The following is a 12,861-nucleotide window of genomic DNA, read 5'->3' as shown; positions in this document are numbered from 1 at the left end:
GTACGAGAATACCACTGCCGAAACATTGAATACCAATGCGTACCACCATTGACCAACTACATACCACCGGCTACTTTTGCCCGAAAACCACAGGAGGACTCATGGGCAAGCTCAAGCTCGGTGTGGCGGGCGTCGCCGCTCTGGCGCTGGCGACCGCGTGCGGCGGCGGCCAGGCGCCGTCGCAGGAGCAGGCGACGACCGCGCTCACCCTGCAGACCAACTGGACCAGCGGCGGCACCGAGAGCGTCCCGCTGAAGAAGGCGCTGGCCGACTTCACCGCCAAGACCGGGATCCAGGTCAAGGTGCTGGAGAACGGCGACGACCTCAACCAGGTCTACGAGACCGCCCTCCTGGCCGGCCAGGAGGCCGACGTGCTGCTGGTGGGACTGCTGGAAAAGCAGCTGGACTGGGTGAAGAACGGCGCGGTCGTGCCCACCGAGGAATACGTGCAGGCCTGGGGGCTGGGCGAGGCGATCCCCGCCGAGTCGCTGGCCGACTGGAAGGATGCCGAAGGGCACCTGCGCGGCCTGCCGTACGCGGGATTCACCTGGCCCTGGTGGTACAACAAGACCCTGTTCGACAAGCACGGCATCGCCCTGCCGCAGACCACTGAAGACCTCTTCGCCGCGGCGAAGAAGCTGCGCGCGCAGGGCGTGGGCGGCGTGGCCATCGGCGGCAACGACTGGTCCGGGCAGAAGGTCTTCATGCAGTACCTGGAGACCTACCTCGACGCGCCCTCGGCCAAGAAGGTCTTCGCCGAGGGCGGCACCTGCGCCAGCCCGGACGCCATGAAGGGCATCGAACTGTTCGTCCGGACGCGTGAGGCCGGGGTGTTCGTCGACGGCGTCGAGGGTCTGACCGCCGACCAGGCCACCGCCCTCTACCAGGAGGGCAAGGCGGCGATCGCGCCCATCGGCTCGTGGTCCTTCTCCAGCATGGACGAGGCGCTGGCCAAGGGCACCGTGCTGGGTGGCATGCCCGTCGCCGCGGGCGGCACCTACGCCAAGCCCAACGCCTTCCGCGGCTCCACCTCCGCCGGATGGTGGATCAGCCCCAACGGCAAGAAGAAGATCGACACCGTCAAGAAGCTGATCCAGTACATGTACTCGCCCGAGGTGCTGGACCACATGGCCACCGACGGCGGCGTGGTGATGGCGACCGACACCACCGTGGACCCGGCCAAGCTCGGCTCCCCGCTCCTGCGGCAGTCCTACACGACCTTCTCCAAGAGCGTGGACTTCGCCGTCATGCCCGACCTCTACGTCCCCGCCGATGTCGGCAACCCGCTCTACCGGGCGACCTCGATCGCCTACACCAAGGGCAACGACGCCCGGAAGATCTGCGCCGCGGTCGACGAGGTCTACCGGGCGGCGCAGTGAGGAAGCTCGGTTTCACGCTGCCCGCGCTGGCCTGGTTCCTGGTCTTCACGGTCGGCCCGCTGGCCAGCCTGTTCTACTTCTCGCTCACCGACTGGCGCGGGCTGATCGCGCCGCGCACCTTCGTCGGCGGGCGGAACTTCGAGCGGCTGGCCGGCGATCCGGTCGTCCACCAGGCCGTGATCAACACGCTGGTGCAGCTGGTGGTCTCGCTGCCCATCGTGATCGCCGGGGCCTTCATGATCGCCTACTACCTGTCGCTGCGGCCGCGCGGGCACCGCTTCATCAGGGCGGTGATGTTCACCCCCGTCCTGCTGTCCGCGCCCGCGCTGGCGATGGTCTTCGTGGGCGTCTTCGCACCCTCCGGCCTGGTCAACGGCTTCCTCGGCATGCTCGGCCTGGACGGGGCGATCAAGCCGTGGCTGGCGGACAGCTCGACCGCCTCCGTCGCCGTCATGGTGGTCATCGTCTGGTCGTCGATGTCGGTCTCGGCCGTCATGCTCGCCGCACGGCTCAACAACGTCCCGTCCGAGGTGTTCGAGGCCGCCTCGCTCGACGGCTGCGGCCACTGGCGGCGCATGTGGTCGATCGCCTGGCCGATATGCCGCGACTTCGTCGGCGTGGTGACCATGCTCCAGTTCCTGTGGACGCTGTTCTCCTCCGCCGCGGTCGTGCTGCTGCTGACCCGTGGCGGGCCGGGCACCACCACGGTGAACCTGTCCTTCCTGGTCTACGACTACGCCTTCAACCAGTCGAAGGTCGGCTACAGCCAGGCCATCGCGGTGCTGCTGTTCGCGGTCGGCGTGCTCGGCCTCATCGGCATCCGCCGGCTGTTTCGCCAGAACTACTGATTCGCCAGAACTACTGAAAGTCCGGCAGGACTACGGAAAGGAGGGCCGGATGCGACGTCTGCTGACAGTCCTGTCGCACGCGGGCGTGTGGCTCTACGTCGTGCTGCTCCTCGTGCCGGTGTACTACCTGGTCATCTCCGCCTTCAAGGACAACGTGGGCATCCTGTCCGCGCCGTTCTCCCCCTTCACCGGGCTGGAACTGGACAACTTCGGCAAGGCGTTCACCAATGCGACCCTCGGGCCTGCGCTGCTCAACCAGGCCTATGTCACGGCCGGGGCCAGCGTGCTGACCCTCGTGCTCGCCGTACCCGCCGCCTTCGCCCTGACCAGGTCGCGCGGACGGCTCGCCGTCCTGGTCGAGCGGGTCTTCGCGCTGGGCTTCCTGGTGCCGGGTTTCGCGTCGCTGGTACCGACCGTGATGTTGTCGATCATGCTGGGGCTCTTCCACACCCGCGAGTTCCTGATCTTCTTCCTTCCGGCCGGAGCTTTGCCGCTGTCGGTCATCCTGCTCACCCAGGCCATGCGGTCCATCCCGCACGACCTGGAGGAATCGGCGGTCCTCGACGGCGCGGGCAGCCGGCAGCTGCTGCGCTCGGTTTATCTGCCGCTGTCGACGCCGACCGTGGTCGTGGTGCTGATCCTCAACTTCCTGTCCTTCTGGAACGAGTACTTCTTCGCGCTGGTGATCGCCGGGCCGGACCCCGCGGTACGGACCGCCCAGGTCGCGCTACCGACGCTCTCGCTGGCCAACGCCTCGCAGTACGGTGTGCTCGCCGCGGGCATCGTCATCACCCTGATCCCGGTCTACGTGCTGTACGTGTTCTTCGCCGACAAGATGGAAAGGGCGGTGCTCGCCGGTGCGCTCAAGGGTTGAGATCCGGGTGGCCCACCTGGGGTACGGCACGGCCGCGTCGAAGGCCGTGGTGCTGCGCGTCCCCGGTGGCGTCCTTCCGCGGCGCCTGCTGCTGGTGTCCGGTGAGGCCGCCACGCCGCTGACCGCCGGGCCGGTGCACGAGGTGCCCGGCTGGAGCGGCGGCTCCTGGGCCCGCGTGGACCTCCCGGACGAGCTCCCGGCGGGACGCTATGCCGTCCAGGCGGGTGACACGCTCAGCGACGGTTTCACCGTCGGCGACGACCAGGTGCAACGGCAGACCATGTCCGACGTCCTGGCCTACTTCAAGGCGATGCGCTCCAGCGGCGAGATCGACCGCAAGGACCGGCGGGCGGCCTTCTGGGGAGACGACGGCGGCGCCACGGTGGACGCGCGGGGCGGCTGGCTGGACGCCAGCGGCGACACCAGCAAGTTCCTCAGCCATCTCACCTACACGCGCACGATGAGCCCGCAGCAGATCCCGCTGTGCGCCTGGGCGATGATGGTCGCGCGGGACGCGGTCGAGTCCCGGCACCCGCGGGTCGCGCGGTCGGTCGCGGCGCGGCTGCGCGACGAGGCGCTGTTCGGCGCCGACTTCCTCATGCGCTTTCGCTCCGAGGAGGGTTACTTCTACACGGGCATCTTCGACGCGCTGACCAAGCGGCTGGAGGAGCGGGTCGTCACGGCGCCGCTGCCCGAGTGCGTGCGCACCGACCGCTACCGGGCGGGGTACCGCCACGGCGGCGGCCTGGCCGTCGCGGCCCTGGCCCGCGCCGCCACGCTGGACGACGAGGGTGACTTCAGCCGCGAGGAGTACCTGTCGGCGGCGGTGAAGGGCTTCCACCATCTGGAGGCGCACAACCGGCAGTACCTGCACGACGGCGCCGAGAACATCGTCGACGACTACTCGGCGCTGCTCGCCGCCGCGGAACTGGTGGCCGCCGGGGTGGAGGAGGCCGCGCAGGCCGCCCACCGCCGGGCCCGGTCCCTGACCGGCCGCTACACCACCTCGCGAAAGGGCCCCGGCTGGTTCGTCGCCGACGCCGAAGGCAGGCCGTTCTTCCACGCCGTCGAGGCGGGCCTGCCGGTGCTGGCCCTGATCAGGTACGCCGAAGTGCTGCCCGGCGCCGCCGAGGACGCCCTGACCGTGGCCCGCCGGGCAATGCTGGACACTCTGGAGCGCACCCACGCCGTCCCCAACCCCTTCGGCTACCCGCGCCAGCGCGTCCAGCCCGCGGGCGGCGAACCCGCCGACGCCTTCTTCTTCCCGCACGCCAACGAGACCGGCTACTGGTGGCAGGGCGAGAACGCCACGATCGCCTCCCTGTCGGCCGCCGCCTCCGCCTGCGCGCGTCTTGACGGCCTCACGCCGCCGCAGCGCTCCCGGCTGGAGGCCTTCGCCGACGACCAGCTCGCCTGGATCACCGGACGCAACCCCTTCGACGCCTCGATGATCCACGGCAAAGGACGCAACAACGTCGACTACGCCTCCGACTTCCCGAACCTGCCCGGAGGCATCGTCAACGGCATCACCTCCGGCTGGAAGGACGAGGACGACATCGCCTTCCTGCCCTCCGACGCGCCCGAGGGTGAGTCCTGGCGCTGGGCCGAGCAGTGGATCCCGCACACCGGGTGGTTCCTGCTCGCCGTCGCCACCGCCCGCTGAAAGGACCTTGATCAATGACCTCCCGCATCACCTTCCGCGACGGCCAGGAGCGGCAGCCGCAGGCGCTCCAGGAGATCGCCGCCCACCTGCGCGAGCAACTGGCCGGGCCGCACGCCACCCGCCTGAGCGGAGCCCGGCGGCCGCTCTTCCTCGGCATCGGCGCCTCGTACGCGGCGCTGGCGGTGCCGGTGGAGCTGCTGCGCGAGCAGGGCGTCGCCGCGCAGCGGGCGCTCGCCTCGGAGGTCGGGCCCGCCGGGCGCGGCTTCGACACCGACCTGCTCATCGGCGTCTCCCAGAGCGGGCGCAGCCTGGAGACCATCGCGGCCTTCCGTGAGCTGGCCGCCGTACCCCGCGTGGCGGTGCTGAACGTCGTGCCCTCCCCGCTGGCCGATCTCGCCGACCTCGGCGTCGGCCTGGGCAATCAGCCCGACTCCTATGCCTCCACGATCGGCTTCACCGGGACGATCGTCGCGCTGGACCTGATGGCCGAGCTGATCGCGGCCCGACCCGCCGTGGCGGACCCGTGGCGGGATATCGCCGCGCAGGTGACCGGCGTGCGTTCGACGGCGATGGACGTGCTCGCGTCCGTACGCGAGCGGGCCGCCGGCTGCGTGGCGGCCGACGTCGTGGGGTCGGGAGCCTCCCGCGCCTCCGCAGAGGAGGGGGCCCTGCTGCTGCGCGAGGTCACCCGCATGCCGGCATCGGCGTCCGCGACCCGCAACTACCTGCACGGCGAGATGGAGTCCGCCGGCCGCACACTGCATGTGATCTTCGGAGACGGGCGCGAGGTCGAGCTCGCCCGCTCCCTGTCCGAAGCGGGGCATCTCACGCTGCTGGTCACCGGCACGGCGGTCGAGCCGACAGCCGATCTCGCCGTCGTGTCACTGCCCGGGGCCGCCACCGGCGCGCGGATCGTGCTGGAAACCGTCGTGGTGCAGGAGCTGGTGGCCACCCTCGCCGACGAGCGCGGGGTCGCCATCGAGTCCTTCGTCTTCGCCAACGACGACACCAAAGAGGGCGGCGTGGACCCGGCCGACTTCGCCATCGCCTCGCCGCGGGCGCAAAGCCGGTGATCGCGGGGTTCGACGTCGGCGGCACCAAGACGCACGTACGGCTTGTCGAGGGCCAGAGCGTACGGCACGACCGCGTGGTCTCCTCCGAAGGCTGGTCGGCCCTGCCGGTCGAGCACGCCGCCTCCTGGTTGTGCGCGCTGCTGCCCGGCGAGCCTGTCGAGGCGCTGGTGGTGGGCGCGCAGGGATGCGAGGACCGCGCCCACTGCGCCGCCCTGCGCGACGCCTTGGTCACCCGCGTGCGGGCGCCGGTCACCGTCGTCAACGACGCCGAGCTGCTCCTGCCGGCGGCCGGGCTCGAGCGTGGAGTCGCGTTGATCGCCGGCACCGGCGCCATCGCCGTCTACACCGACGGCGAGCACCTGATCCGCGCGGGCGGCTGGGGCTGGGTGCTCGACGACGACGGCAGCGCCTCAGCGCTGGTCCGCGAGGCGGCCAGGGCGGTCCTGGCCCGGGCTGACCGGGGTGAGGAGCCCGACGAGCTCGGCCTGATGCTGCTGGAGTCGACGGGCGCACCCGATCCGGCCGCGCTCGCCCACTCGCTCAGCTGGGGCACCGGTCCCGAGCGCTGGGGACTGCACTCGCCTGCGGTGGTCGCGGCGGCAGCCGCCGGTTCCGCGGCCGCACGCCGGATCCTCGATGAGGGGGCACGGTCGCTGGCCGGGCTCGTGGTGACGCTCGCCGGCCGGGGAGTGCCGGTCGAGGACGTGGTGGTCGCAGGTGGGCTGGTGACCAATGTGCCCGAGTACTGGGCGGCGGTGCACCGGCTGCTCGGGCAGTGGCTTCCGTCCGCGAGGACGACGTTGCTCGACCGCCCGCCGGTCGAGGGGGCGATCACCCGGGCTCGGTGGCTGCTGGAGGGTGCCTGACGCGTCGCCGTCGAAGACCAGGCCTCGGGCGATGACGAAGACGCCGGGTCACGGCCGGATCGGGCGCGGCCTGGAGCCTGAGGAAGTGGTGACCCGGCTCGGCGTCCGGGTCGAAGACCGCTCTCGCGTGACGCTTGACGAGCTGATCCGGTGGCAGACCTTCGGCGCCGTCGCCGGTGGAGACCGGACACTCCTCGTCGAGGCCCGCGGCGGGGCCGGCGTCACCGAAGAGATCGTCGTGCCGCTGTCGGCGGGCACCCGTCTCGTCTCCCACTTCTATCGTGCCGTTGCGCCGGACGTCAGAGCCGCCTGCACGATGCGGATCGCCTCGCCCGTGTCGATGCCGACGCTGGCGATCACGGCCGCGTAGTCGGCGGCGGCCCGGAGGGCCCGCTCCCGGCCCTCCTCTCCGGCGGCCGACACGAACGAGCCCGCCCGCCCGCGCGTCTCGATCAGCCCCGCCTCCTCCAGCTCCCGGTAGGCCCGGCCGACCGTGTTGACGGCCAGGCCGAGGTCGGCCGCGAGATGGCGGATGGTCGGCAGCCGGGCGCCCACGGCCAGCGTGCGGTCCTGGATCTGCCGGGCGAACTGGGCCCGCAGCTGCTCGAACGGCGGCACCGGCGAGGCCGCGTCGATGACGATCATCAGACCATCATGACCCGCCGGGCCACCGTCGCGCTCGGCGGCATCCTGGCGTGGAGCGCGACGAACGCGGCCAGGGACAGGATCAGGTAGGCGACCGCGGCGACGCTCCACCAGCCGGGCGCGATGCCGAACAGCAGCACCATGGGCAGCGACCACTGAACGCTCGGCATGGTGAGCTCGCGGGCGTCCTCGACGCGCATGATGACGTCGGCGGTCAGCGACTCCTCGTCCTGCGCCACGACCGGGAACCTGAGCAGGTGGCGCAGCTGCATGGCGGTGATGGCCGTCACGCCGAGCAGGCCGATCAGCAGGACGACGGCCAGCTGCCGCACGGTGGGATCGGGAACGGCCAGGGCGCTGCCGGCCAGCGCCATCGCACCGGCGAACGTGGCGACCGCGAAGACGGCGTACGGCCGGCCGAGCACGGCCCGCCAGCCGGGCTGGATCGGATGGGCCACCCTGCGCGACAGCGCCGCGCCCGCCCGCTGGTCGACGCGTCGCACCCACCGGTCGAGCAGCGACTGTGCCAGCAGCATTCCGGCCACCAGCCCGGTCAGGGCCAGCAGCGGCAGCGGGCGATACGACGGGAGGCCGCCGAAGGTGGAAGCGGCGGTGAGCGCGCTCGCGATGATCAGCACGGCCAGGATGATCTGAGCGGCGAGGCGGGCGCGTCTGCGGACCGCCAGCCGGCCGGCCAGCAGCGGGGTGGGATGAGCGTCGGTCAGGTCGTGGCGGGCCAGCCACTCGCTCGCCAGTCGCAGATCGGCCGCACGCGCCGGCGGGTCGGTGTCCGGTGACGGTTCGCGGGTCATGACGTCTCCTTTGTCGCAAGCTTTGTAGCAAGATGATGCGTCATAGATTGCGACAAAGTCAACGCCCCGCGGGCTCTCACCGTCCTGGCTCCACCGGCGTTCCCCCCGGTCTTGCGGAGGCGGGCTTCGGCGTCGATCGCCTTGGCCATGAATGGCCGGAACCGATGGCAACACTCCTGTTCCGGTACAGCTATCAAACGGTTCGCATCGCCCGACGCGTAATGGACATTGAAAAGTTCAGGACCCAGATAGACGTCGAAATCGCCGCTCTCAAGAGCGCGGAACCCGATCCGACATCGGAGACGTCACAGGTGCCGGCCTCGAGGATCCCGTCCGCAGAGCCTCAGAAACCAGCCTCATGAGATCTTCCCTTCTTCCTCCTTCACGTGAACGCAGCAAGTCGAGGACCAGGGATCAAAGCTGGAGCTCCACAATCGTCCTGGAGCCGCCGACGGTATACCGCCGACAGAACCGAAAGCCTCCGAACCTGGGAGACCTCCGTCAACCCCGACTCGGCCCCGGAGGACAGGCGTTTTCCGGATAACGCCGGCCTTTGATCACCAGTAAGGTGTGGGGATGACGACGAAGGCGTACGCGGCGCTCCTTCGGGGCATCAACGTGAGCGGCCACAAGAAGGTCCCGATGGCCGAATTGCGAGCGCTGCTCACCGAGCTCGGCCACGGCGACGTGCGCACCCATCTGCAGAGCGGCAATGCCGTCTTCACCAGTGCTCCGGGCGACGAGACGGCGCTCGCAGCGCAGCTGGAGCAGGCCATCGAAAAGCACTTCGGCTTCGGCGTCGACGTCCTGGTGCGTGATCACGCGTATCTGAAGGCGGTGGTCGACACCTGCCCGTTCCCCGCGGCTTCGCTCGAAGGCAGGCAACTGCACGTCACGTACTTCTCCGAGCAGGTCACCGCGTCGCGTTTGGCATCCTTCGACGCGGCGAGGTACCTCCCCGAAGAGTTCCGGCTCGGCGACCGCGCGCTCTACCTCTACACTCCCGACGGCCTGGGCCGCTCCAAGCTCGCGGAAACCCTGGCGAGATCCGCGCCGGCCGATGGCGTCATCGCCACCACCCGCAACTGGAACACCGTCACCAAGCTGGTAGAGCTGACTCAGGCCCGCCCTGCCTGACCGAGGTCAGATCCCGGGGACCTGCGCGGGTGCCGCGCCACCGACGTTCGGCGGCCAGGAGGGTCGCGACATGGTGGATCAGGTCTTGGGAGACATCGAGCACGGCTCATAGGTGATCACGTGGAGTTTCTTAATCGAGAATCGTGCGGTGGGACCTTTTCCGCCGGTACTCCACGCTCATTTCAGGGCATCGCGACCCATGCCGGCTCGTGCGCGGCGATGGCGTTCCAACGCTGCGAACTGCGTTCCCGTTGTCGCCCGGAGTCGCCCGGAGTCGTCCGCCGGCGCCTCACAATGAAAATTTCATCCCGCCGGCTGGATCCATGCGTGGAACCCGCGTCCTCACTTGACAGTCCCGCTTGCCCACGCCTATTGTGACGCGAAATCCCCGCGCGCCGAAATGTTAGCGATAACAATCGCTGATCTTATTTGGAGACACAACCCGGACCACGATCGGCCGGAGTGCCGACTTCCCGATGGCACGTGCGCGCTCGGGCGGGGCACTCCCTCGCGCGCCCGCGATCGGCATCTCCCTCGAAGCGCCCGGCGGTCAATGGAACGATTCAATCAGATCAGAATCAACAGCACTCTTTGGGGAAATCGATGTAGTTATGGGCTGTATACACCAGATGCAAGTTCACGGGGTCGCCTTCATCCGTAATTCATGATCATCGGTGTTGTCCGTCAGGCGATCCCTGTAAGCGGCGAACCGATTGGCAACAGGCTAGAGTGAGACAAAGTCGCGTTCCGTATCGACGGCCGCGTCGATACGGGCACATCTTCAAGGAGCACCAATGGTCGATTCCACCAACCGATTAAATGCGCGGCCGGCCGACGCGAATGCGCTCGGCGCGCGAATCGACCCGACGATCCCTCACCCGGCACGCATATACGACTACCTCCTGGGCGGCAAAGACCATTTCGCCGCCGACCGCGAGGCGGCGGAGCACCTCGTCAAGGTTTCACCTGGCACGCGGGAAGGCGTGCGCGCCCATCGGGCGTTTCTCGGTCGAGCCGTACGCCATCTCGCCGACAACGCCGAGATCACCCAGTTCCTGGACATCGGCACCGGCATCCCCACGCAGGGGAACACCCACGAGATCGCCCAACAGGTCAATCCAGCAGCTCACGTGGCGTATGTGGACAACGATCCCATCGTCCTGGTTCATGGGCGCGCCCTGCTGGCGAGCAGCGAAGAAGGCATGACCACGGTGATCGAGGCCGATCTACGGGATCCGGACGGGATCCTGTCGCATCCGGAGATCACCAAAGTCATCGACTTCACCCGGCCGGTGGCACTCATCATGGCCGGCGTTCTGCACTTCGTCACCGATGAGGAAAAACCTCATGAGCTGGTCGAGCGATACAAGGCGGCCGTCCCCTCGGGCAGCCAGATGCTTTTGTCGCACATCACGCTCGACTTCGCGCCGAAGATGCCCAGGGAAGAATTCACCAAGCCCTACGACAAGGGTTCGGCGCCAATGGTTCCGCGAAGCCACGCGCAGGTGGAGAAATTCTTCCAGGACTGGACGATGGTGCCTCCAGGGCTTGTCGAAGTGGTCACCTGGCGGCCGGACGAGAACGAATATCAAGAATCGATTCCCGGCGGCGGTCACGCTTGGGCCTACGGCGGCCTGGCCGTGAAACCATAAGGCTTCGCGGGCGGCCATTCGACATGGCCGCCCGCGCATCGACCCGTGCCGAATGCCCGACGTGTTTATCGACCCGTGCCCAACGACCGACGTGTTCACCGGACCGGGCCGATCCACGACCTGAGCCGATCCACGACCTCTGATGGACCGTCGCCGCGATCCGAGCGGACCACGGCGCCCAGCACACGGGCCTGACGGCCGGGGTGCCGTGGCGACCCCGGCCGTCAGGCCGTCATGGACGGTGCGGTGTCAGGACTGGCCGCTGAAGGTCCACTTCTGGTTGTTGCCGCTGTGGCAGGTGTAGAGCTGGATCAGGGTGCCGTTGGCGGTGCCGTTGCCGGTGGCGTCCAGGCACAGTCCGGACTGCACGCCGGTGATGGTGCCGTTGGTGTTGACGCGCCACTTCTGGTTGTTGCCGCCGTGGCAGCCGTAGATCTGGACCTTGACGCCGTTGCCGGTGCCGGCGGCGTCCAGGCACTTGTTGCCGTAGACCCGCAGTTCCTGCGCGGAAGTGGAGGCCCACTGCTGGTTGGGGTTGGTGTGGCAGTCCCAGATCTGCAGCTGGGTACCGTCGGTGGTGCTGGAGTTGGGCACGTCCACGCAACGGCCGGAACCGACATTCCTGATCTGCCCGTTCCCGGAGGGCACCGTCGGCGTGGGGGTGGGGGTCGGGTCCGGGTCGGGGTTGGGGTCGGCGGCGTTGAGGGCGTTGAGGACCGAGGTGTAGGCGGCCTTCTTGTTGCCGTTGCCGTCGAACAGCAGGGGGCTGGTGTTGGCGCCGAGCCAGGAGTCGCTGTCGCGCACACCCCACACGGTGATGCCGGTGCAGCGGGGCACGGCCAGGCAGTCGTTGGTCACCGCGGCGTAGGTCTGAGCCGAGCCGCCCTGGATGTCGAGCTCGGTGATCTGCACGTCCACGCCGAGGGCGGCGAAGCTGGAGATGGTGGTGCGGTAGTTGCTGTTGTAGGCGCTTTGGCTGTTGAAGTGCGACTGCAGGCCCACGCAGTCGATGGGTACGCCGCGGGCCTTGAAGTCGCGGACCATGTTGTAGACGGCCTGGGTCTTGGCCCAGCTCCAGTTGTCGATGTTGTAGTCGTTGTAGCAGAGCTTGGCGGCCGGGTCGGCGGCCCGCGCGGTGCGGAAGGCGACCTCGATCCAGTCGTTGCCGGTGCGCTGCAGGTTGGAGTCGCGCCGGCCGCCGGAGTTGCCGTCGGCGAAGGCCTCGTTGACCACGTCCCAGGCGTAGATCTTGCCCTTGTAGTGGTTCATCACGCCGTTGATGTGGTTGATCATCGCCTGGCGCAGCGAGTTGCCCGACATGGCCTCCATCCAGCCCGGCTGCTGGGAGTGCCAGGCCAGGGTGTGCCCGCGCACCCGCTTGCCGTTCTGCACGGCCCAGTTGTAGATCCGGTCGCCGCTGGAGAAGTTGAACTGGTTCTGGTTGGGCTCGGTGGCGTTGATCTTCATTTCGTTCTCGGCGGTGATCATGTCGAACTCGCGGTTCGCGATGGTCGTGTACTGCGAGTCGCCGAGCTTGCCGGCCGCGATCGCGGTGCCGAAGTATCGTCCGCTCTGCTGGGCCGCCGCGCCCAGCGTGGACGCGGCCGCATCAGCCGGGCCCGTCGTCACCACCAGTGCCGTGGCCGCGCCGAGCACGCTGAGCGCGCCGACGACCAGGGCCCGGCGCAGCCGGCTTCGGGGCGGGGGTATGGCGATTGCGCCCATTTCTGAGCCTCCATAACTACATCACAGGTGAAGGGAAATGCGGGGATGTTCCCCGCGGACTCGACACCGCGCCCGCCCTCGGGCGCACACCACCAAGGCATCAAGGAAGCGGCTCCCCGCCGGACCACAGGACAGAGGGGACCGCCTCGGAGACTCAGTGTGGAAACACGCCCGAAACTTGTCAAGA

Annotated in this window: 12 protein-coding genes; 9 read left to right on the top strand and 3 right to left on the bottom strand. The window is 68.8% G+C overall.

The features are described 5' to 3' along the window. The first annotated feature begins 101 nt into the window (after positions 1-101). Genes AB0F88_RS28675 through AB0F88_RS28645 form a run of 7 tightly spaced genes read left to right on the top strand, consistent with a single transcriptional unit; the run spans position 102 to position 7,073 of the window. Positions 102-1,379, top strand: coding sequence for an ABC transporter substrate-binding protein (locus tag AB0F88_RS28675; RefSeq protein ID WP_362690648.1), 1,278 nt, complete (start codon positions 102-104; stop codon positions 1,377-1,379). Further along, positions 1,376-2,227, top strand: coding sequence for a sugar ABC transporter permease (locus tag AB0F88_RS28670; RefSeq protein WP_362690645.1), 852 nt, complete (start codon positions 1,376-1,378; stop codon positions 2,225-2,227). Before AB0F88_RS28675 ends, AB0F88_RS28670 begins: the two co-directional genes overlap by 4 nt. A gap of 49 nt (positions 2,228-2,276) precedes the next feature. After that, the gene (locus AB0F88_RS28665) at positions 2,277-3,101 is read left to right on the top strand and encodes a carbohydrate ABC transporter permease (protein ID WP_362690642.1); all 825 of its coding nucleotides are present in this window, start codon (positions 2,277-2,279) and stop codon (positions 3,099-3,101) included. Then, positions 3,085-4,764, top strand: a complete 1,680-nt coding sequence (locus tag AB0F88_RS28660) for a glycoside hydrolase family 9 protein (RefSeq protein ID WP_362690638.1) — start codon at positions 3,085-3,087, stop codon at positions 4,762-4,764. The genes AB0F88_RS28665 and AB0F88_RS28660 overlap by 17 nt, the downstream gene beginning before the upstream one ends. Before the next feature lie 14 nt (positions 4,765-4,778). Then, entirely contained in the window at positions 4,779-5,837 is a 1,059-nt protein-coding gene (locus AB0F88_RS28655; protein ID WP_362690635.1) for an SIS domain-containing protein, read from the top strand. Next, positions 5,834-6,703, top strand: coding sequence for a BadF/BadG/BcrA/BcrD ATPase family protein (locus AB0F88_RS28650; protein ID WP_362690632.1), 870 nt, complete (start codon positions 5,834-5,836; stop codon positions 6,701-6,703). Before AB0F88_RS28655 ends, AB0F88_RS28650 begins: the two co-directional genes overlap by 4 nt. Before the next feature lie 31 nt (positions 6,704-6,734). Continuing rightward, the gene (locus AB0F88_RS28645) at positions 6,735-7,073 is read left to right on the top strand and encodes a DUF6461 domain-containing protein (protein ID WP_362690629.1); all 339 of its coding nucleotides are present in this window, start codon (positions 6,735-6,737) and stop codon (positions 7,071-7,073) included. Here AB0F88_RS28645 and AB0F88_RS28640 read toward each other — a convergent pair. Further along, on the bottom strand, positions 6,980-7,348 hold the full coding sequence (locus AB0F88_RS28640; RefSeq protein ID WP_362690626.1) for a GntR family transcriptional regulator: 369 nt from the start codon (positions 7,346-7,348) through the stop codon (positions 6,980-6,982). The genes AB0F88_RS28645 and AB0F88_RS28640 overlap by 94 nt on opposite strands. Then, on the bottom strand, positions 7,348-8,160 hold the full coding sequence (locus tag AB0F88_RS28635; RefSeq protein ID WP_362690623.1) for a hypothetical protein: 813 nt from the start codon (positions 8,158-8,160) through the stop codon (positions 7,348-7,350). The genes AB0F88_RS28640 and AB0F88_RS28635 overlap by 1 nt, the downstream gene beginning before the upstream one ends. Before the next feature lie 576 nt (positions 8,161-8,736). On the opposite strand from AB0F88_RS28635, the gene AB0F88_RS28630 reads away from it, so the two are divergent. Both AB0F88_RS28630 and AB0F88_RS28625 read left to right on the top strand, forming a co-directional pair. Beyond that, entirely contained in the window at positions 8,737-9,297 is a 561-nt protein-coding gene (locus tag AB0F88_RS28630) for a DUF1697 domain-containing protein (RefSeq protein WP_362690621.1), read from the top strand. Positions 9,298-10,091: 794 nt separating this feature from the next. Further along, complete coding sequence (locus AB0F88_RS28625) at positions 10,092-10,949, top strand: SAM-dependent methyltransferase (protein WP_362690618.1); 858 nt, start codon at positions 10,092-10,094, stop codon at positions 10,947-10,949. 249 nt (positions 10,950-11,198) lie between these two features. Here AB0F88_RS28625 and AB0F88_RS28620 read toward each other — a convergent pair whose 3' ends face one another. Next, the gene (locus AB0F88_RS28620; protein ID WP_362690615.1) at positions 11,199-12,674 is read right to left on the bottom strand and encodes an endo-1,4-beta-xylanase; all 1,476 of its coding nucleotides are present in this window, start codon (positions 12,672-12,674) and stop codon (positions 11,199-11,201) included. Between the last annotated feature and the right edge of the window lie 187 nt (positions 12,675-12,861).

The sequence above is a fragment of the Streptosporangium sp. NPDC023963 genome, from assembly GCF_040639135.1.
Lineage (GTDB): Bacteria > Actinomycetota > Actinomycetes > Streptosporangiales > Streptosporangiaceae > Streptosporangium.
The sequence above is the reverse complement of the archived record's forward strand: the minus strand, read 5'-3'. Positions and strand labels throughout refer to the sequence as shown.

Excerpts from the sequence above, each read along its gene's own strand:
- AB0F88_RS28675 (WP_362690648.1), top strand. The coding sequence starts at position 102 with ATGGGCAAGCTCAAGCTCGGTGTGGCGGGCGTCGCCGCTCTGGCGCTG.
- AB0F88_RS28665 (WP_362690642.1), top strand. The coding sequence starts at position 2,277 with ATGCGACGTCTGCTGACAGTCCTGTCGCACGCGGGCGTGTGGCTCTAC.
- AB0F88_RS28655 (WP_362690635.1), top strand. The coding sequence starts at position 4,779 with ATGACCTCCCGCATCACCTTCCGCGACGGCCAGGAGCGGCAGCCGCAG.
- AB0F88_RS28645 (WP_362690629.1), top strand. The coding sequence starts at position 6,735 with ATGACGAAGACGCCGGGTCACGGCCGGATCGGGCGCGGCCTGGAGCCT.
- AB0F88_RS28640 (WP_362690626.1), bottom strand. The coding sequence starts at position 7,348 with ATGATCGTCATCGACGCGGCCTCGCCGGTGCCGCCGTTCGAGCAGCTG.
- AB0F88_RS28635 (WP_362690623.1), bottom strand. The coding sequence starts at position 8,160 with ATGACCCGCGAACCGTCACCGGACACCGACCCGCCGGCGCGTGCGGCC.
- AB0F88_RS28630 (WP_362690621.1), top strand. The coding sequence starts at position 8,737 with ATGACGACGAAGGCGTACGCGGCGCTCCTTCGGGGCATCAACGTGAGC.
- AB0F88_RS28625 (WP_362690618.1), top strand. The coding sequence starts at position 10,092 with ATGGTCGATTCCACCAACCGATTAAATGCGCGGCCGGCCGACGCGAAT.
- AB0F88_RS28620 (WP_362690615.1), bottom strand. The coding sequence starts at position 12,674 with ATGGGCGCAATCGCCATACCCCCGCCCCGAAGCCGGCTGCGCCGGGCC.